This is a genomic window from Moorena sp. SIOASIH, from assembly GCF_010671925.1.
GTDB lineage: Bacteria > Cyanobacteriota > Cyanobacteriia > Cyanobacteriales > Coleofasciculaceae > Moorena.
Map to the genome: position 1 here is coordinate 1431869 of NZ_JAAHIH010000001.1, position 19172 is coordinate 1451040.

Below are 19172 nucleotides of genomic sequence, written 5' to 3' on the forward strand. Positions count from 1 at the left end.
AGAATTATATATAGCGGTTTTTAATTATTAGGTTAGGTACTTTCGTTATGGATTAATGGCAACCGATAGCAGGAAATAGGAAATAGATAAAAAACCTGAGGTGCTATCCGTTGCACATTTAATCTGCTAATTTTCTAACGGAAAGCGCACCTATGTACCTGATAGTTATGAAAAACGCTGTATATAGGAAAGGGAACTGGGAGTAGAAAACAAAAATTATCACAATTCATTTGATTTTCAGGTAAATGCTGCCTCGCTTCTTATTTAAACTATTTAGATTTGGAATGTCAACACACTTATTGCGGGAAAAGTCATGCAGCCAAGATGCAGAAGGAAATAGAGAAAAAAGAGCAATATTTTTTTTTAATAATAGAAAAAAACTCCTAATTTTCTTTGATAATAAAAAAACTCCTAGGTTTACATCATAGTAGGTACATAGCCTCTACTGATAACCTTGCCGCCGTGCCACCGTTGCGATGCTCTTTTGGAGCCCCTAAAAGCGATTGGCCGTAGGCCACGCTACGCGATGAAGCAAAGCTTCCGCGCTTGTGCGATCGCATCTATACTAGAGAAGTTTAGTTATAGTGATTTACTATAATAAATAATTATTGTCAATATTTTAGAAATAATTCTTAATAAACCCTGCCTTATTGTGTTGATTAACCTACAGACTGTTTCGGATAGAGACTCAGGGATAGGTTGTTGTAGCTGAAGCCGACTCTACCGTTGCGATGCTCCGTTCGCGTAGCGTGGCCAACGGCCAAGCAGCCACTAAAAGCGATGCTCCTTTGGAGCCGCTACGCGATCGCGAAGCGTGACCTACGGTCAATCGCCTTTGGCTGCGCGTAGCGCATCGCACCATTCCCTTGAAACCTTATTCTTTTACTTCAGCAAAGCTGCCTTCGATACACTTTTATTATCGGTATTCAACCGGACTTGAGATGAATGCTTACAAGCAACTCAAGGAAATATTAACTTGCTATACTTAAGTATAAATGAGGAAAAAATCGTGAACTCTATCCCTATCAAGCAATTTAAGACTAACATTCAAGACTTTATTAAACAAGTCATTAATCAACATACTCCCCTCAAAATCACCGATCCCAATCAGGGAGACTTTATTATTATTAGTGCCGAAGATTGGGAACAACAACAAGAAACATTGTATGTATTACAAAATAGCCATTTAATGGAACAGATTAACCGTTCTCAAGCTACCCATACCCAAAATAAAGGCTACTCTCCCAATCAGGAAGAACTAGATGAGATACTTAGTATTTGAGGGCAAAACTTGGGAGATTTACGAAGAACTTCGTAAAAAAGACAAAAAACTCCATCAAACCCTTTGTAAAATCATCAAAGAAATGCTGAGAGACGATCCCGCTAAAGGAATGGGAAAACCTGAACCGTTAAAACATAATTTATCGGGGTTGTGGTCAAGAAGAATTTCTCAAAAAGATCGCCTTATTTACAAATTTGATGATAACTATGTTTATATTTTTGCAATAGGTGGTCATTACGATCAATTTAATTGATTTTAGTTGATGTAGGGTGGGCAGTGCTTGATACAGATCAGATCAGCTGACAAAGCCCGTTGCTAGGCACTGCCCACCATAGGTGTAGCCCCAAATTGATTTTAGTTAATGTAGGGTGGGCAGTGCTTGATACAGATCAGATCAGCTGACAAAGCCCGTTGCTAGGCACTGCCCACCATAGGTGTAGCCCCAATCAAAAGCTAAATACTTACAAAAAAAATAGCCGTAGAAATACTATCCACGGCTATATCAATACTGTAAACGCTATGTCATGTCTATCAGTTTCCGAATCAATCCCGATGTGATCCTACCGGACCAGACCGGGGGGGAAACCCCCCCATAAATTTAACCTATTAACCCCAAGTCGAATACTTGGTTGCAAAACTAATTACTTCCCCCGGAATCCCCGTCGGCTGCAAAGGGCTCCAGTCGGAAACATCTGCATATCCCAGTGCATAAAGCCCGTAAATAGTCTTGGTAACTGCTTCAGGAGAGCCCTTAATGCACTTAATACGTTGTTTCTTGGGATTATTGTCGTGATTCGGAAGAAAGTCTGTAGACATGGCTAAAAAACTAAATTACGTTTACAATGATTATTGTAATGATTATGATTTTAATTGTCAAGGGAATGAAGAATGAAGAATGAAGAATGAAGAATGAAGAATGAAGAATGAAGAATGGAGAATTCAACCTTCAACCTTCAACATTCAACATTCAACCTTCAACCTTCAACCAAACAACCTTCAACCTTCAACCAAACAACCTTCAACCAAACAACCTTCAACCTTCAACATTCAACCTTCAACCAAACAACCTTCAACCTTCAACCTTCAACCAAACAACCTTCAACCAAACAACCTTCAACCTAAACTTCCGAACCCTCAAAATATCTAGCGCTAAGATCAAGCTCTGAACTCCCTTGGACAATAGCAGTTAGCTCATTTCCTAGGAATATCCCTGTACCTGACGGTAAACCAATCGGCGATGAACCCAAGCGATAATCACTTTTAGAACCACCAAGTTGAATAACATCCTCGGCAGTATTAAAGTCCGTAATCAGAGCATAGTCATCATTCCCTGCTTCATCATACTGAATCACAGTAGTTTCACGGAAAAATTGAGACTTTCCCCCTAGCACTAATCTATCGGCTCCCTCCCCACCACTAAGAGTATCAATGCCACTAGTATCACTGACTTTGATAGTAGTAGAGCTACCCTCTTTAAACAAGAAAATACCTCCACCTGTGAGAGTGTCATCCCCTAACCCGCCAGAAATCGAGTCATCTCCACTAAGGCCAGCAATAATGTCATTACCTTCCCCACCATCAAGAGTATCATTTCCTATTCCACCTAAAAGAATGTCATCATCTTCTCCTCCAGAAAAGAAATTATTACCACTAGTACTAGTCAGAATGTCATTACCCTTGCCACCGTTAAAAGTCGCACTGATTGCTCTACTCACCAGAATGTCATTGCTTCTCCCTCCAAAAATCTGATTTCGATTAAAGCTGCTATTCAACGAAGAAATGCCGACTCTAGGTTTCAAAAATGCAAGAGGATTGAATTCCTTTAGCTTGATGCCAAACTCAGATTCCGAAAAAAAGTTATCGTCACTTCCGTCAAAAAAACTAATTCTAGATAAAATCATCGTTTTTACTCCTTAAGCTGTTGTGCATTTAAACTGTATATTAGTGAAATCACATTAAAAAGATAGATCCCAGTCCCCTTTTGCCTTTTGCCTTTTGCCTTTTGCCTTTTGCCTTTTGCCTTTTGCCTTTTGCCTTTTGCCTTTTGCCTTTTGCCTTTTGCCTTTTGGCTTTTGCCTTTTGGCTTTTGCCTTTTGGCTTTTGCCTTTTGCCTTTTGCCTTTTGCCTTTTGGCTTTTGCCTTTTGGCTTTTGCCTTTTGCCTTTTGCCTTTTGCCTTTTGGCTTTTGCCTTTTGCCTTTTGCCTTTTGCCTTTTGCCTTTTGCCTTTTGCCTTTTGGCTTTTGGCTTTTGCCTTTTGCCTTTTGGCTTTTGCCTTTTGCCTTTTGCCTTTTGGCTTTTGCCTTTTGCCTTTTGCCTTTTGCCTTTTGCCTTTTGCCTTTTGCCTTTTGCCTTACTAAAATTTAGTAATCGAACCTAATCCTAATATGTTTCTAATTACATTTTTAGGATTGCCGTAATAATTTATATTTCCTAAGCCAAATACATTAGCAGTCAGCTTTTCAGTTGCATAAACATCTACTTGGGAAGCACCAAATAGGTCAACCTTAGCTTTGGTAGAGGAAAGATTTTTACCATTGACATCAACGGCTCCATATACCTTTAGATATAGCTCTTTCGTTTTGCCATATAGTTCAGTCTTGCCGCTACCATTTTCTTCAATGTCTAACCGCTGATTATTGACATTGTAAACTTTCAAATAATTAGCGCCATGGGTAGATAATTGCTCGATGTTTTGGCTAGATGCTTTAATTTTTAATAGGGTTTTAGGAGAAATACTTTTTTCAGGATAAATGAATAGGGTATTATCTCTCACTTCTGTAATAATTAGGGGCAAGATATTATCATCACCGCTAATTTCAAGATTGGTAGTTGGCTGAATAACTAGTTCAATCTCATAACTACCACTAACGTCAATCGCAGTAAAAGGGCTAACTTTTCTGCTTTCCGTTTTCAAAACACTACTACCTTGAACACTCATCGTATTAAGCTGACTAACAACTGATGCTTTAACTGGCTTAAGCCAAATACTATCTAACCCACTAACTGAGTTAAACCCACTAACAGCTAATGCTAGTAAAACAGGTATCTTAGATAACATTGTTTTTTTAACCAACCTCCTTTTGCTTAACTTAAGCTACTCCTTAATTGCCAGGATTCATGTGCTTCCTTTGTAAGTCTTCAGCTATCAGCTAATGCGCTACGCGCACACTACGCGAACAGCTATCAGCTGACTACTGACCACTGACCGCTGACCGCTGAATGCTTACAGCTCATCTATCATTTTTTTGAATTTAACCGAGAAAGTCAAGCTGATCAAGGAGATTGTTTAGACCTAACTAAAGACCTTAAGTCTCCAACAATTACCTGGACATAAATTCGGTTAACTGTGTTTATAAACTTAACCTTACAAAAACCCTTTAGGTTACCGGTTAACCGCTTCAAAGTCCTCTTGTCTCAACAGTTAACTTTAATTGGGTCCGACTCCTGACATTACCTGATATAGCAATCCCTGTAGGAATTGTGATAATTTTTGTTCCCTACTCCCTACTCCCTACTCCCTACTCCCTACTCCCTGTTCCCTATTCCCTGTTCCCTTTGCTATAGCTGCTCTCAAATCAACCATTTTTTGGACGCAAGTCAACTATTTATTTCTATGTATTAAGTTAAAAAAAAGCTCTTAAACTATTGGAATTAGACTGGTATGACCTAAATTTTTATAGACACAAGCTTCTGATTTAGGTCTAATCAATCCCTAATTACTATTGAATTTTTTGTTCCAATATTTAAAAATGAAAATTACAGGACTAGACAAAACAAAGTCTAATCCTGGATCTAATCTAATCGCAGTTTACTTTAACTAAGTGTAGTCAAGGAGTAAATCAAATGAGTAATCTCAAAATCTCTGAATTACGTTCTGCTGGCTCTGAGCTGTTTCATGATTCCGAAAGCTTTCTCAATGAGCTAACTGATCAACAGGAAATAGATTCTGTGTTGGGCGGATTTCATATACCATTCAGCAAACTAACAATTACTGTCCCTAAAACCTTCCCATTCAAAACCTTCCCATTCAAAACCCCCCCAACCACAACCTTCCCAATCAAAAGCTGCTTCCCACCAATCATTCGTACCAGAAAACCGCACTAACATGGTGTTGGTAAATTAGGATTACTTTAAGGGGTAATTGTACCACAATTTCCCCTTAATCCGACCTAATCAACCGACAATCCTATAGGGTATCACCTGTCAGTTTGTTGATAAGCCCCCCAAACTTGCTTTTAGTTTAGGGGGTATTTACTTTTATAGTTTATATCAGTACTACTACCTGAGTAAGCTATCAGCAGTCAGCCGTCAGCTATCAGCTATCAGCTATCAGCTGACTATAGCGGTTTTTAGCCTAATGAGGTACACAAAATTTTTGCTCTGTTCCCTAAAACCAGAAACTCTGTACCTCACCAAATTAAAAACTGCTATACTGACTGCTGATAACTGACGGCTGACGGCTGAATGCTTACGAATTTTCTACAGGATTAGTCTGGCTTTGCTCCTGTAACCAATTCTGAAATAGGGATTCTAAAATTGCCTCTCTAACTGATTCACTTAGTTCCGTTGGAAACCACTTCTCAACTCTGAGGATATGATAGCCAAGTTTAGTTTGAATCGGTCCGATAACTTCACCTTCTTTAGCTTCATAAATCCCTTTGGCAATGTCTTGGGAAAGTTCTGGTAGAAAGCGAATCCCCACAAAACCGCCATTTTCTTGGGACTGTTTACCCTTCGAGTGTTCCAGTGCTAAAGCACATAAGGAAGCGTTGTCATAGCGAAGTGCTTTAACTATTTTCAAAGCCTGGGCTAGGTCAACCACAAGAATTTGAGAGAGGGCTACTCGTCTATATTTTTCGCGATTGCTAAGATAATCACCATCGACAACTTCTCCAAACAGATGCTCTTTTAATTTTTTCGTCAACAGCTCGACTTTAATTCCTTGAGACCACTCTTCTACAGTAATCTTCTGCTCAGAAAACCAAGTATTGGTTTCAGTAACCCCTAGCAACTTGTGCTCTACACGAAAAGCATCTCCAGCCGCTTGCCATTCCTGATCGGAAACGGTAATACTAAATTCCTCACACAGATCCAAAATCAAGGCATCTTGTTCAGCTAAGGTAGCAATTTCACCAAATTTCCTGGAACGGCGCAGGTAAGCAATAATATCTGCATCCGTGACTGGGGAAGTTTCTACTACTACCGGTTTTTCTAAGGTTTCTGTTGTTTGTGTCATGGTTTTTTGTGATTCATTAATTGTGTAGTTTAACAGTATAAATTCTGTAAGCACTCAGCCGTCAGCTGTCAGCCGTCAGCTTAAAATAAACCTCAAAAGGTATAATTTAATAGTTCGAGATTTTATCGAATTGAAAGTCTGTGTAAAAGCTGATTGCGCGATGCGCACGCTACTTGAGGTGCTTTGTGGCACAGGCTTCTAGCCTGTGACATAACCCATAAGCTGATACGCGACACGCTGATAGCTGACGGCTGATTGCTTACCTCTCATCTATGAATAACAACCGGATCAGGTTGGTAAATCAAGTGTTCAGGTGTAATTTCTTCAATGTTGATGCGGTTGCGATGTAAATCGCCATAGAGATTGAGATAGTCTAATTCAGCCTGGGTTAGTTTGCCTTTCTGAATGCCTTTGATCGCTGCATCAACTTCTTCACGAGAAGTCCAACCTGCCAAGGCGACATCGACAGAGTTCTGACTTAAAGAGTAGCGATATAAATCTGGTACTGAAGGTATCCAGCAGTTTTCTGGTAGCTCTTCCGGGGCAGTCCAAAGAAGAGTCTGCATTCCAGCTGACTTAAACGTAACAATACCTGGTCGCTGGGGGTCTTCGGGAGCTAGATCGGCCAAGACCTTTTGCTGAGCAGTGCGGTGAGCAACGTTATGGCGAACCATGACCACATCTAATAAAGGGCTATTTAGCCACTTTCGGGCAAGATCGTGGTCGTGGAATGACGCACCAATATAGCGCACAGCACCCATTTTTTTGAGACGTTCTGAGGTTTCAAATACTCTTTCTATGGTGCGCTGATAAACTGTATTGGGACCGCGCAGATCGTTAGAAATATTCAAGCATTTCTCGAAATTATCCCCATTGTCAGCATCAATCCAACCCCAAAAAAATATATCAATGTAGTCAATTCCTAAGTCTACAAACTGATCGTATAGAAAAGTCAATATGGCATCGGGAGTCCTGGTCATGTAAGTTACCGTTGCCAGAACTACCTGCTCTCGAACTGAGGAACCCCGTCCACAAAGCTGGCGCAGCGCCCCAGCCATAGAACTGTAGAGATAGTGATGTAGATCGCTGGAGTAGAAAAAGTAGTTTATTCCTTGGTCAAAGGCGTAGAGAGTATCATCACTAGAAATGTGTCCCCCACCACCTAATCCCAGGCAGCTCACGGTTAAGTCAGTGCGTCCTAGTTTGCGGTAAAAAGGTAAATCTGACTTTGGGAATTTAACTCTAGCAGAAACTGTTTCTTTAGCAGGGGATGGGGTCAGGGTAGTTGTCAGATCAGTTAGCTTCATAAATCTAACGGAGTATAGATGTCTTCAGATTTGGCATTTAGGTAGCACTGCTGCAATTCAATCTCCAACAAAGAGAACTGTTGGAGAATTGCTGCCATGCGAGCTTCTGGAGAATCGTCCCCTTTGTGGTGAGCTTCCAATAAGCCATTAGCAACAATTTGACAGCGGTTCATGCCAAAACTTTCTTGGTCAGCAAATTTCTGGTCTGGTTCTTCCGCTAACCCCAATCCTGGCGCTAGGAATTTGGTGAACAGGGGTACTTCTGGCTTAAAATGGGATTGGTTTTCTGTATAAACCTTCCCAAGCACTAACCGCACTGCTTCATAGTCGTTGTTGTCAAAGTAGAGTACTCCTGAGTCGTAGCGGTTGTAATCCTCAGGATTATAGAGAACCTTAAAAGAGAATGGCACCGAGATTTGATTTAACTGTTGCGTCAGGCTACCCATTACCGCCACTGCACCTTCAGGGGTTAAGTTGAAGTAGATGCGGACAATTTCCCCTTCACTATCTGGATGCCCATGGTCATAGGTACCCAGATTACCGACTGCCATATAGAATCCGTTTTGTACCAGATTCGGAGGTAGCAAGACCGCAACTTCGTCCCCAACAGCGGGAGATTGTGCTTCTGGTTGTAAATGCTCCTCCGGCTGGATATGTAGAGTTAAACCGCCCTTATTTACTGCCATAGTGCCATCACTTTCCAGGCTTAGCACCAGCCAATCGGGGTCAAAGTAGCCCTCACCAGTATTGCTTTCATCCAATCGCTGGTAGAATTTTAAATCTATCCCCAGGTAAGTATTGTTTTCTAAATTTTGGTGCAGTGTCAGGTCATCTGAATCCCCATTGAGGGCTAGAGCATCTTTTAGAGAACCGTTGTAGTAAAGCCCGTAGAGAAAACTCCGCAGTTGCAGACTCAGATACTTTTTTTGCAAGTCTAAGGACAATTGCCCAAAGCGTTCTACTACCTCAGCTGGAAGTTCCAAGGGTTTGTAATCTCGATGGCGAATAGAGAAGTTGGACTCCTGAATCTCAAGCTGCTTGACCATATCTTCTAGGGCAGTTCGCAGCTGCTCAGGTACAGCATCTGGCAGTTGATTTGGTAGTGATTCAAGTAATTGCATGGTTTTGTGTTTTGAAAATTGTTATTTGTGATAGCAAAGGGAATAGGGAACAGGGAACAGGGAACAGGGAGTAGGGAGTAGGGAGTAGGGAGCAGGGAGTAGGGAGTAGGGAGTAGGGAGTAGGGAACAAAAATTATCACAATTCCTACACAGACCCCTATACAGCGTTTTTCATAACTATGAGGTACACAGGATTTTTTCCCGATTCCCGATTCCCGATTCCCGATTCCCTTTTCCCTACCTTGACTTTAAACTTGGTGCAAGATCTGATTAAGACCAATCAATTCTGATTCCTCGATACCAAAAACTGTTCGGATCGATGCTTCTGGACGGCATAACAAGCTCTTGGCTACTTGAAGCATACAGATCCCTGTATTCCCAAAGGATTTCTGGTACTCAATTATGGACTGGATGGTTTGAATCAAGGCTAGACCAGAAAATTGCATCACCCGCTGCAAAAAATTAGGGTAGCGCTCTAAAATTTCAGGAAAGCGATCGCAATAAGTCCGAATCAGGGCAGCTATGGAAGGTTGAATCTGTTCTAGGGGAGTCATAGCTAGATTCAATGCTTCTTCGATATCAATCGACTTACTAACCGCTAGACTACTTAGCCAGATGGTCAGGTAACTGGTGATAATTGAGCCTAAATCAAAAGCTGGGTCTCCCCAACTAGAGCGCTCCCAGTCAATTAGTCTAAGTCGAACGATGCCATCTGACTCTGGGGCTGACGTTGCTTGCTCCCAATCGTTGGGTAAAAGGATATTGTTCAACTTCAGGTCATTGTGAACCAGACAACAAGCATCGAAAGTATTACTCAGTTTAGCGATCGCTTTTCCCAGGCTATCGTAGCGCTGATAGAGGGCAAAGAATTTCAGACCATCGGCGGGTACTTGACTAAATATTTCCGGACCAATCCGTTCCAAATTATTGGCCAGGTTCTGAGCCTGATCAGGGGATGGCTCTGCTGATTTTTCCGAGAAAAAGTCCTGATAGTCCTGAGCACCTAAGGTGGCACGATGAATACTAGCTACCATCGCTCCAATTGAGCTAGCGATCGCATTGGGAAAGACATTCTCCTTACCGTAGAACTCGCTTAGGTCTTGATAGTCACTCAGGTAGTTAAAAACAATAATGGAATTATCTGGATCGAAATGGAGGACCTCAGGTAGCCAAGACTCCAGGTGACTCACCTCTGGGAATTGTCGTAAAAACTCTTGAGAGCGCCATTCCTTCAAAAACTCACCTACGGTTTCACCGTCTTGGTCGTAAGGCTCTTGTTTAACTAGGAGCTTACGACCTTCTGGCAAGGTCAGGAGCAAATTAAAGTTCTTGGCAGGCTTGGGTTCAATTTTACCCAGATCTTTTTCCTGTTCAGTACAGATTCCCTGCTCAATCAGGTACTCGAAAACATTTTTAGAACTTAATAAAAATGCCATAGTATCTTTGACATAAAAAATTAACAAAAAAATAAGGGCTGACGGCTGATAGCACCTCAATTAGAGTGGCACAGGCTTCTAGCCTGTGAGGTAGAGCATTAGCTGACACCATCATTAATTATTTATCTTTAGTTATTCAGCCCAAAAAGTCAATAGAATCAGCTTTACTTTTTGGACATAACGTCTTGATTAAAGTCTTATTGTTAGGGATTTTTGCAAATAATCAATCGGAGCCACAAGGACTCCGACTTAACTCATATCTTGCACCATTGTCGGTAAGCCCTACTGCCGGTGGTTTTAACAACCAGCTAATGGATAAAGTCCATTAAAATAGATAGATCCCCCCTAACCCCCCTTAAAAAAGGGGGGAAACTGAAATCATAATGTGGCCAGCATTGATTCCTAGGTCAGAGGACTTGATTGATCAGCCAGGGATTTAAACCCTGGCTGACTACTGAAATTACTGCAAAATATCAGTTACAACCGACTTCGTAAAGAGCAAAATACCTTTACTTAGGCAACTTAGTGGCGCTTCTTACCTTTCTTACCTTTACCTCCTTGAGCAATGGTATTCACCGAGACAACCGACTTGGGGGTAATCACATTGCTCACAATAGTATTGCTAATTATACTGGTGTTGATAGCGCTGGTAATCTGGGGAGGACCAAAGCTAAAGGAGAAGCGAGAGCGCCGTCCTCCTCCTAAAACCATGTCCATTTCCTGACCATCGCTTAGCTCATTGAGGAAGCTTTCGGAATCTTGGAATAGCTCTGAACCAGCAGGACGCAGTTCAGCGATTTTAATACTAGACATTTGGGTTTTTCCTTACTTTCAGATGTTAGTTATTCAGTTAGCATGCAACTATTCATGACTAGTAAGCTTGCTAACTTCTTAATTTCATAATCGTACCTAAAAAACTAAAAGTCAAGAGTTTTTCTTATTGTTTTTGGACTTAAATCAAGGCTAAAATCGACATAAATAAAGAATTTACTTCTAGTAAATAAGACATAATTTCTGGGGTTTGTCTTTTGGTTTGAGACATAAAATAATGACTTATATCTTTCTTTGGTATAGCAAGACACAAGTCACTTAATTATGTCTTATTTAAACAAAATCTCATCTTTTTCTCAGACATAATTCAAAGATGGATGGCTAGAATAAAAAATGATGAGTCATTTCAACCCTAGTAGTCTGTCAATTGTAAGCATTCAGCTATCAGCTATCAGCTATCAGCTATCAGCTATCAGCTATCAGCTATCAGCTATCAGCTATCAGCCTTGGCCTGTGGCCAGGCTACTTGAGGTGCTTTTGAAGAAAATAAGCTGACCGCTGACCGCTGACCGCTGACCCCTGACTGCTTACTGTCAATTTAGTTTTGAGGGTTAGGCCAAGGTGTTAAGTATTAGGTATAGTGCCTAGTGCCTCATCCAACTAACCATTGAGTTTCAAATGAAGTAAAATTCAGCAGAATATTATGCAAAGCTTGATTACTATTGACCAGGAAGCTCTTTTTGAGCATGCCAGGCTCTCTTGCCAAATTCCTACCTTACTTGAAGGCATCGTTACTTGCAAGATTATTGAGTCAGCAGCAGCAGAGGCTGGGATTCAAGTGGAACCAGAAGAACTACAACAGGCAGCAGACGACTTCCGTCTCGCCACGGAACTCCATAACACTGACGAGACTTGGTCGTGGCTGCAACAACATCATCTATCTCTCGATGATTTTGAAGCATTGATTTACACCAACACCATCGCTGACAAGGTCGCTCAACATCTGTTTAAAGATCAAGTTGAGTCTTTTTTTTATGAGCACCAGCTTGATTATGCCGGAGTCGTCATGTACGAAGTGGTTTTGGAGGACGAAGACCTAGGGTGGGAACTCTTTTATGCCTTCAAGGAAGGGGAAATCAGTTTCCATGAGATTGCTCGCCAATATATTCAGGACGTCTCACTGCGCCGCTCTGGGGGATATCGAGGAATACTACAGCGCCAACAACTCAAGCCAGAGATTGCGGCAGCGGTGTTTGCTGCCAGTCCGCCCCAGATTCTCCAACCCATTGTCACCTCATCTGGAGTACACCTGATTTTGGTTGAGGAAATCATTCAACCACAATTGGATGAGCAGTTGCGCTCTGAGATTCTTTCAGACTTGTTTTCTGACTGGCTAAAGGAACAACTGGAACAGATAGAAATTGTTGCCCACTTATAACCGGAGCATCGATATAAAGGCCATAATGGCTGTTTTTTTTGGTGACAGAGCTTCATAATTACGATGTCTTCAACAAAACTTCACCGACACTTCTTGAAAAATTCACATAATTTTATCAGTATAGAGTGTGTCAACGAATTTAGCTGTCATATGGTTGTAACTTACGTTCAACACGGTGCTCCAGAAAAGAGGGATTTAGAAGCAGGTCAGTTTTTGACTCCAGATCAACGACAATTCCTGCTAGAAAGCCTAAAAACCAATTTACGCCCAGAATACCGTCGTCGGATTGAGATTATGTTGCTGGCAGATCAGGGTCAGTCTCAGTCTCAAATTTGTACAGCATTACACTGCTCTCAAGAAACCGCACGGTATTGGATTTGCCAACTCCAAACTGGTAACATTCACAATTGGAATGCTTTGCCAATTGGCCGACCTAAGACTATTAATGACCAATACCTTGAACGTTTGAAAGAGCTGGTGAGTCATAGTCCCCGTGAGTATGGCTATTCATTTCACTCTTGGACAGCCCATTGGTTGAACAAGCATCTGACCCGAGAGTTTGGCATTGAGGTCAGCGATCGCCATATCAACCGTCTGCTCAAAAAAATGGGGCTTTCCACCCGCAATAAATCCTCCAAGGCTCAGAATACCAAGAATCCTTCTGAAACTGAGGGTTGTGGCATTGTTGTTCGCAACTTGTCTTCTGCCTCATTAACTGAATCTTTGAAATTGTGGCCATTCAATCCACAAAAGATCAGCAGCTGGTACAGCTAGTACAGCTAGTATAGCTAGTACAACTAGTACAAAATGGTGGCAATAACTGAGGAGCTAATAGTTGGTTATCAAGAGTTAACGTCTAGTCCTTCGGACAATTAATAAGACAACTCATAACTGGTAATAAAATTACTGAAAACTTAATGATAACTGACACTTGTGCTGCAGGACAAAAACAGATTATTTCTTGCAATCATTAGGAAGTAAGGATTGTAAATTCAATCCTAATCAGAGCTAATTCAGTAATATCTCACAGGTAGATTTTACTCAGTCAAAACTTACGGGATGGCATCAACACATTACATGTAGCATTTCGAGGTGAACTATTTTAAGACTACATGTAGTGTAGGGGCACGGTGAACTAAATCGAGAATTGAACGTAGAGCAGATGTAGAGCAACTGTAGATAAATATAGCACTACCCATTAAAGTTAGGACATTAATACAAGCAGCAAAAGCTGTTGTAGTAAACTTTAGCATGCATGCCTGTTGCCTGTTGCCCGCCCCCCTTCTTAAGAGGGGTTAGGGGGGATTCCTCTTGCCTTGCGCGTAGCGCTATACCGTGTGCCAAATAGCGATATTTTTATTACTGAATCAAAGCTCTAGGAATGTTTTGATTGATTGGAGTAAACTCCATGGTTCAGGATTCATCGTCTCAAGCTGCTTTCAAGCAATATTTTGCTCAACAACTTGCCCAGACCCTGGGACAAGCACTCCCTCAACAAGAACTCGACCGCTGCTTCAAAGGTATTAAAATTCTGGAACCAAGGGCAGGTAAGGGATTCTGGCAAGCAGGTAATGGCAATGTTGGCCTTTACATCGTTATGGCTGGCAAAGTCAGGCTCCTCGATCAGCACAATAACTTACTGGCTTCCCTAGAAGCATCCAGCACCTTCGGCGAGCTGACCTTGTTTCCAGAAGAATCGTTTCAGCCTTACACTGCCAGAGCTTCTGTCAAGCTCAAGCTTTGCTATCTTGCTGGTGAGTTGTTGCAGCCCTTGCTCCGTAACTATCCCAGCATCCGGGATCACCTCCATAGACAAGCAGTATTGCGGGATCTATTCTTATTGTGTCGTCGCAATGGTTTTTTCGAGAATCTACCCCGAGAAGGGTTACTTAAAACGCTATCGCTATTAAAACCCTATACTCTGGAAGTGGGCACACTCCCAGATTCTCTACTAAACAATCAAAGACTTTGGCTGCTCCGACACGGAGAGCTACTCCATGGTTCTGGCAAAACCCTCAATGCTGGCAGCATCTACACTCCCTCCCAGTTAAAGGAGGAAAACTCTTGGCAGGTGAGGATGCCAACTAAGCTATATAGTCTCAGCAATGGTGATAGCAAAATTGCCCTACTCCACTTGCCACAACTTAGTGAGCTGATTGAGTCTGATGCTACCCCATCGGCTAACGACCAACCTATTCCAGCATTGGCTAAGACCTTGTCAGCTGTCGCACCTGCTCAACCGTCTCCAGAGCGAAAACCAAAGCCCAAGACCCGTCGAGTTTACTTTCCCAACCCCACAATCAAAGTCAGCCATTGGTGGCAGCAAGTTACTCAAAGCTATCCGTTTTTTGCCCAACAGAGTTCCTCAGATTGTGGTGCTGCTTGTTTAGTGATGATCGGTCGCTACTGGGGTAGGCGTTTCAGTGTTAATCGTTTGCGGGATGTTGCCAATGTTGACCGCAATGGCACATCACTACGAGGTCTAGCTGCAGCAGCAGAAAGCATCGGCTTTTCTACCCGACCGGTCAAAGCTAGTCTCGACCGATTGGCAACAGAGAAACTGCCCGCTATTGCCCATTGGGAGGGCAGACACTACATCGTGGTCTATAAAGTGACTCGCGATCGCGTAATTGTAGGAGACCCTGCCATTGGTCAAAAAACCTTCAACCATTCCGATTTCAAAGCAAATTGGACTGGCTATGCCCTTCTGTTGCAACCGACAGCAATGCTGAAGGAAGCCAAGGAGGCCAGTGTTGCCTTCTGGCAGTTCTTTGAATTAATGAAACCTCACGGGCTGGTGCTTCTAGAGGTATTAATCGCATCTATCTTAGTTCAGATCTTTGGACTAGTTACACCTCTATTCACACAGCTATTGTTAGACCGGGTAATAGTGCAAGGTAGTACCCTGACCTTAAACGCTGTTGGCTTAGGCTTGCTGCTGTTTGGCTTATTCCAAATTGCCATGACTGGCTTGCGGCAATATTTGCTAGACCACACCGCTAACAAAGTCGATCTCGCCTTGATTGTCGGGTTTATTCGCCATACCTTCCGATTACCCTTAAACTTCTTTGAGTCTCGTTTTGTCGGTGACATTGTCTCCCGCGTCCAAGAAAACCAAAAAATTCAAAGCTTCCTCACTGGGGAAGCTATATCAATCTTGCTCGACTTACTCACTGTTTTTATCTACGTGAGTCTGATGTTTTGGTACAGCTGGAAATTAGCAGGGCTAGTGTTGTTAATTGTGCCGCCATTTTTCCTGCTGGCATTAATAGCCACGCCCTTCTTACGCCGGATTTCCCGAGAAATATTCGATGCTTTAGTTAATCAAGAAAGCTATCTGATCGAAACCCTGACCGGGATTAACACAATTAAATCCATGGCAGTTGAACAAACAGTGCGCTGGCATTGGGAGGAACTCCTGAATAAGTCGATCAAAACTAGCTTTTCTGGGCAAATCATCAGCAACCAGTTACAAATATTCAGTAATACTATCGAAACAGTTGCTACTACTACTCTGCTGTGGTATGGAGCGTGGCTGGTGATTCAAAACCAACTTACCATCGGTCAATTAGTTGCCTTTGATATGTTGCTAAATAATGTGATGGACCCCTTCCAGCGCATAACCGTGTTGTGGAATGAATTGCAGGAAGTGCTGATTGCAGTGGAACGGATCAATGATGTGCTGGATGCGGAACCAGAAGAAGATTTGCAGCAGCAACTTCGTCAATCCTTACCACAACTGAAGGGTCACATTCGCTTTGAGCAAGTCACCTTTCGTTATCACCCTCAAAGCGATATTAATGTACTCGAAAATCTCAGTTTTGAGGTCAAACCAGGGCAAATGGTAGCCCTAGTCGGTCGCAGTGGTTCAGGGAAAACCACCATTTCCAAATTAGTTTTGGGGCTTTATATCCCCACAGATGGCAAAGTGTTAATTGATGGTCAAGACATCACCAGTCTTTCCCTGCGCTCATTGCGGGAGCAGATTGGTGTAGTTAACCAAGATACATTTCTGTTTGGCAAAACCATTCGGGAAAACATTGCCATGGGTTATCCCTCAGCAACCCTAGCAGAAATTATGGAAGCAGCGCGACAGGCTGGTGCAGATGAGTTTATTAAACAGCTACCCATGGGTTATGAGACTCAGATTGGCGAGGGGGGTGGTATGTTATCTGGTGGTCAACGTCAGCGCCTAGCGATCGCCCGTGCTTTGGTAGGGAATCCCCGCTTGTTGATTTTAGATGAAGCCACCAGCAACCTGGATGCTGAATCCGAGCGCATCATTCAAACTAACTTAAACACAATTTTGAAAAGTCGAACCACCTTAGTTATTGCTCATCGCCTCTCTACCGTGCGCCAAGCTGATGTAATTCTAGTACTTGATCGAGGAATCTTGGTCGAAAGTGGTAACCACGAGACATTAATGGCTAAGCGTGGTCACTACTTCTATCTCAATCAGCAACAACTGACCGTTACTGTTGGTGATTAAAATCCTAATTAAAGGGAATAGGGAGCAGGGAGTAGGGAGTAGGGAACAGGGAATAGGGAATCGGGAATCGGGAATCGGGAATCGGGAATCGGGAATCGGGAATCGGGAATCGGGAACAGGGAAAAAATGCTGTGTACTTCATAGTTATGAAAAACGCTTTATCCTTCTTGATTGATAGTCAAATTAAACTTAAAAAAACAAATAAAAAAATCAAAACTTTTATGGTATTTATTTACATAAATATCATAAAATTGCAAGTATATAAAACGTTTTTAATAGTAATAATTTACACATAGTTTTTCCCCTACTCCCTACTCCCTACTCCCGATTCCCTACTCCCGATTCCCTACTCCCTACTCCCTACTCCCTACTCCCTACTCCCTGTTCCCTATTCCCTATTCCCTGTTCCCTTTTTTAAAAATGCTATAGCAATTACCAATTTTGGATTATGCCATACGACCCTAACTCAGGCTTTCCTAACTCAGGCTTTCCGAAAAAGCCAAACGATGACTATATAAATCCCAATAGTTTAGTCACCAAGCCACCGGACTCCCTAAACACTAATCAGACACCACCGCCAACCCAAACAGCCTCATCACAATCAACCTCATCACAATCTCTCGGTGATGACTGGTCTGAAGTCACCCATGACTTGCTCAATACCTTGCCACGACCGTGGACTCGGGGATTGCTCTATCTGTTAGTGATCTGTGCCGGTACCCTCTTACCTTGGTCAATGCTCTCCAAGGTAGATGAGACCGGGAGTGCCAGAGGGCGGATTGAGCCCAAGGGGAAAACCATTAGGTTGGATGCACCAGTTTCTGGAACAGTGGCTGCCCTTAAAGTAAAAGAAGGGGAGATCGTAAAGGCAGGACAGATTTTACTGGAGTTAGAATCAGATTTAGTTCGTGCTGAGCTTGAGCAGTTGCATCAAAGACAGACAGGTCAACAGAATCGGCTGGCGCAGTTGGACATACTCAAGAATCAATTGATGCTGGGGCTGCATACCCAACAGCAACAGAACCAAGCTCAAGAATTGGAAAAACAGGTTCAAGTGGAGCAGGCAAAGTATAATCTAGATTCTCTCAAGAATATCCATAATTTACAAAAAGAGGAAAAACTGGCCCAAATCAATCAAGTTAAGCAATCCATTGAGTCGAGCCAAGCAACTTATAAATTAGCATTAATTCGGTTATCAGCTGCCCAGGAAAGACTCCCACGCTACAAACAAGCGTTTGAGGAAGGTGTCATTTCACAAGACCGCTTCATTGAAGCGGAACAGCTGGTAAAAGAAAACTATCAAAGCGTTGTGCAAGCTCAGTCCGATATTTTGCAAGCCAAGTCCCGCCTCAAAGAGCAGCAAGGCGGCTACGAGCGGATTATTCATGAAGCTAAGGCTGATATTCAGCAAGCTGAACTTCGCCTTAAAGAACAGAAACGTAGCTATCAGAGTCTAGTGCAAGGCAGTAAACTGGCGATGCTAAAAATTGAGGAACAGCTGAAGAATCTGGAAACAGAAATTACTACCCTGCAAGCAGAAATTGCCCAGGCTAAAACCCAGATTAAATCCTTGGAATTTCAGTTAGAGCAACGAGTACTCAAAGCTCCTGCTACTGGCACAGTTTTTCATTTGCCCATCCAAGGCGCTGGGGATGTTGTCCAACCGGGAGAGGTAATTGTAGAGATTGCACCAGAGAATTCATCCCTAGTACTCCGAGCCCAAATAGCCACTACAGAGAGTGGGTCTTTACAGGTAGGAATGCCAGTGAAGATGAAGTTTGATGCCTATCCCTTCCAAAACTATGGGGTATTGAAAGGTAACCTGAGTTGGATTTCTCCAGACTCGAAGATGACAGAAACCAACCAAGGCAAGCTAGAAAGTTTTGAACTGGAAATCGAGTTAGAAAAGCCCTATATCGAAGCCCAAAACAAAAAGATTACCTTAACTCCAGGTCAGACGGCAACAGCCGAGGTGATTGTCCGGCAACGTCGTGTTATTGATTTCGTTCTGGATCCATTTAAGAAGTTGCAAAAAAGTGGTTTGGAGCTTTGACATTAATTTTTGAATAATCACCAACGTGATCTTATATAT

At 42.4% G+C, this 19172-nt stretch carries 19 protein-coding genes; 9 read left to right on the plus strand and 10 right to left on the minus strand.

The window, feature by feature from the left end; genetic code table 11:
- Positions 1 to 688: 688 nt before the first annotated feature.
- Positions 689 to 862, minus strand: coding sequence for a hypothetical protein (locus F6J90_RS06255; protein ID WP_293091590.1), 174 nt, complete (start codon positions 860 to 862; stop codon positions 689 to 691).
- 147 nt (positions 863 to 1009) lie between these two features.
- Here F6J90_RS06255 and F6J90_RS06260 point away from each other — a divergent pair, with 147 nt between their 5' ends.
- The 3 genes from F6J90_RS06260 to F6J90_RS06275 all read left to right on the plus strand — a co-directional run bounded on the left by F6J90_RS06260 (position 1010) and on the right by F6J90_RS06275 (position 2429).
- A complete protein-coding gene (locus F6J90_RS06260; RefSeq protein WP_075904997.1) occupies positions 1010 to 1282 on the plus strand; it encodes a type II toxin-antitoxin system Phd/YefM family antitoxin in 273 nt (90 codons plus the stop codon).
- Positions 1263 to 1535, plus strand: a complete 273-nt coding sequence (locus tag F6J90_RS06265) for a Txe/YoeB family addiction module toxin (protein WP_293091591.1) — start codon at positions 1263 to 1265, stop codon at positions 1533 to 1535. The genes F6J90_RS06260 and F6J90_RS06265 overlap by 20 nt, the downstream gene beginning before the upstream one ends.
- 663 nt (positions 1536 to 2198) lie before the next feature.
- Entirely contained in the window at positions 2199 to 2429 is a 231-nt protein-coding gene (locus F6J90_RS06275; RefSeq protein WP_293091593.1) for a hypothetical protein, read from the plus strand.
- Here F6J90_RS06275 and F6J90_RS06280 read toward each other — a convergent pair.
- On the minus strand, positions 2401 to 3183 hold the full coding sequence (locus tag F6J90_RS06280) for a calcium-binding protein (protein ID WP_293091594.1): 783 nt from the start codon (positions 3181 to 3183) through the stop codon (positions 2401 to 2403). The genes F6J90_RS06275 and F6J90_RS06280 overlap by 29 nt on opposite strands.
- Before the next feature lie 80 nt (positions 3184 to 3263).
- Between F6J90_RS06280 and F6J90_RS06285 the strand changes: the two genes are divergently transcribed.
- Positions 3264 to 3659 carry a hypothetical protein gene (locus tag F6J90_RS06285; protein ID WP_293091595.1) on the plus strand — a complete coding sequence of 132 codons (396 nt, stop codon included), beginning with the start codon at positions 3264 to 3266 and terminating at the stop codon, positions 3657 to 3659.
- Here F6J90_RS06285 and F6J90_RS06290 read toward each other — a convergent pair.
- The gene (locus F6J90_RS06290; RefSeq protein WP_293091596.1) at positions 3636 to 4355 is read right to left on the minus strand and encodes a head GIN domain-containing protein; all 720 of its coding nucleotides are present in this window, start codon (positions 4353 to 4355) and stop codon (positions 3636 to 3638) included. The genes F6J90_RS06285 and F6J90_RS06290 overlap by 24 nt on opposite strands.
- A 417-nt stretch (positions 4356 to 4772) precedes the next feature.
- Between F6J90_RS06290 and F6J90_RS06295 the strand changes: the two genes are divergently transcribed.
- Positions 4773 to 4904: a hypothetical protein gene (locus F6J90_RS06295; RefSeq protein WP_293091597.1), complete on the plus strand. Its 132-nt coding sequence runs from the start codon at positions 4773 to 4775 to the stop codon at positions 4902 to 4904.
- 846 nt (positions 4905 to 5750) lie between these two features.
- On the opposite strand, the gene F6J90_RS06300 is transcribed toward F6J90_RS06295, so the two are convergent.
- From F6J90_RS06300 to F6J90_RS06325, 6 genes are all read right to left on the minus strand, one after another.
- Entirely contained in the window at positions 5751 to 6518 is a 768-nt protein-coding gene (locus F6J90_RS06300) for a peptidylprolyl isomerase (protein WP_293091598.1), read from the minus strand.
- Positions 6519 to 6784: 266 nt separating this feature from the next.
- Positions 6785 to 7825, minus strand: coding sequence for an aldo/keto reductase (locus F6J90_RS06305; protein WP_293091599.1), 1041 nt, complete (start codon positions 7823 to 7825; stop codon positions 6785 to 6787).
- Positions 7822 to 8946 (minus strand): T3SS effector HopA1 family protein, encoded by a 1125-nt coding sequence (locus F6J90_RS06310; RefSeq protein WP_293091600.1) that lies wholly within the window; start codon positions 8944 to 8946, stop codon positions 7822 to 7824. The genes F6J90_RS06305 and F6J90_RS06310 overlap by 4 nt, the downstream gene beginning before the upstream one ends.
- Complete coding sequence (locus F6J90_RS06315; protein ID WP_293091601.1) at positions 8877 to 9086, minus strand: hypothetical protein; 210 nt, start codon at positions 9084 to 9086, stop codon at positions 8877 to 8879. The genes F6J90_RS06310 and F6J90_RS06315 overlap by 70 nt, the downstream gene beginning before the upstream one ends.
- A gap of 108 nt (positions 9087 to 9194) precedes the next feature.
- Positions 9195 to 10382: an aminoglycoside phosphotransferase family protein gene (locus F6J90_RS06320; RefSeq protein ID WP_293091602.1), complete on the minus strand. Its 1188-nt coding sequence runs from the start codon at positions 10380 to 10382 to the stop codon at positions 9195 to 9197.
- A 522-nt stretch (positions 10383 to 10904) separates the two neighbouring features.
- The gene (locus tag F6J90_RS06325; protein WP_293091603.1) at positions 10905 to 11195 is read right to left on the minus strand and encodes a hypothetical protein; all 291 of its coding nucleotides are present in this window, start codon (positions 11193 to 11195) and stop codon (positions 10905 to 10907) included.
- A gap of 661 nt (positions 11196 to 11856) precedes the next feature.
- Here F6J90_RS06325 and F6J90_RS06330 point away from each other — a divergent pair.
- The 3 genes from F6J90_RS06330 to F6J90_RS06340 all read left to right on the plus strand — a co-directional run bounded on the left by F6J90_RS06330 (position 11857) and on the right by F6J90_RS06340 (position 17080).
- Positions 11857 to 12591 (plus strand): peptidylprolyl isomerase, encoded by a 735-nt coding sequence (locus F6J90_RS06330; RefSeq protein ID WP_293091604.1) that lies wholly within the window; start codon positions 11857 to 11859, stop codon positions 12589 to 12591.
- A 150-nt stretch (positions 12592 to 12741) separates the two neighbouring features.
- Positions 12742 to 13365 carry a helix-turn-helix domain-containing protein gene (locus tag F6J90_RS06335; protein WP_293091605.1) on the plus strand — a complete coding sequence of 208 codons (624 nt, stop codon included), beginning with the start codon at positions 12742 to 12744 and terminating at the stop codon, positions 13363 to 13365.
- A 634-nt stretch (positions 13366 to 13999) separates the two neighbouring features.
- On the plus strand, positions 14000 to 17080 hold the full coding sequence (locus F6J90_RS06340) for a peptidase domain-containing ABC transporter (RefSeq protein ID WP_293091606.1): 3081 nt from the start codon (positions 14000 to 14002) through the stop codon (positions 17078 to 17080).
- 4 nt (positions 17081 to 17084) lie between these two features.
- Here F6J90_RS06340 and F6J90_RS06345 read toward each other — a convergent pair whose 3' ends face one another.
- Positions 17085 to 17222, minus strand: coding sequence for a hypothetical protein (locus tag F6J90_RS06345; protein ID WP_293091607.1), 138 nt, complete (start codon positions 17220 to 17222; stop codon positions 17085 to 17087).
- A gap of 306 nt (positions 17223 to 17528) precedes the next feature.
- Between F6J90_RS06345 and F6J90_RS06350 the strand changes: the two genes are divergently transcribed.
- A complete protein-coding gene (locus F6J90_RS06350) occupies positions 17529 to 19133 on the plus strand; it encodes an HlyD family efflux transporter periplasmic adaptor subunit (RefSeq protein ID WP_293091608.1) in 1605 nt (534 codons plus the stop codon).
- Positions 19134 to 19172: the final 39 nt, after the last annotated feature.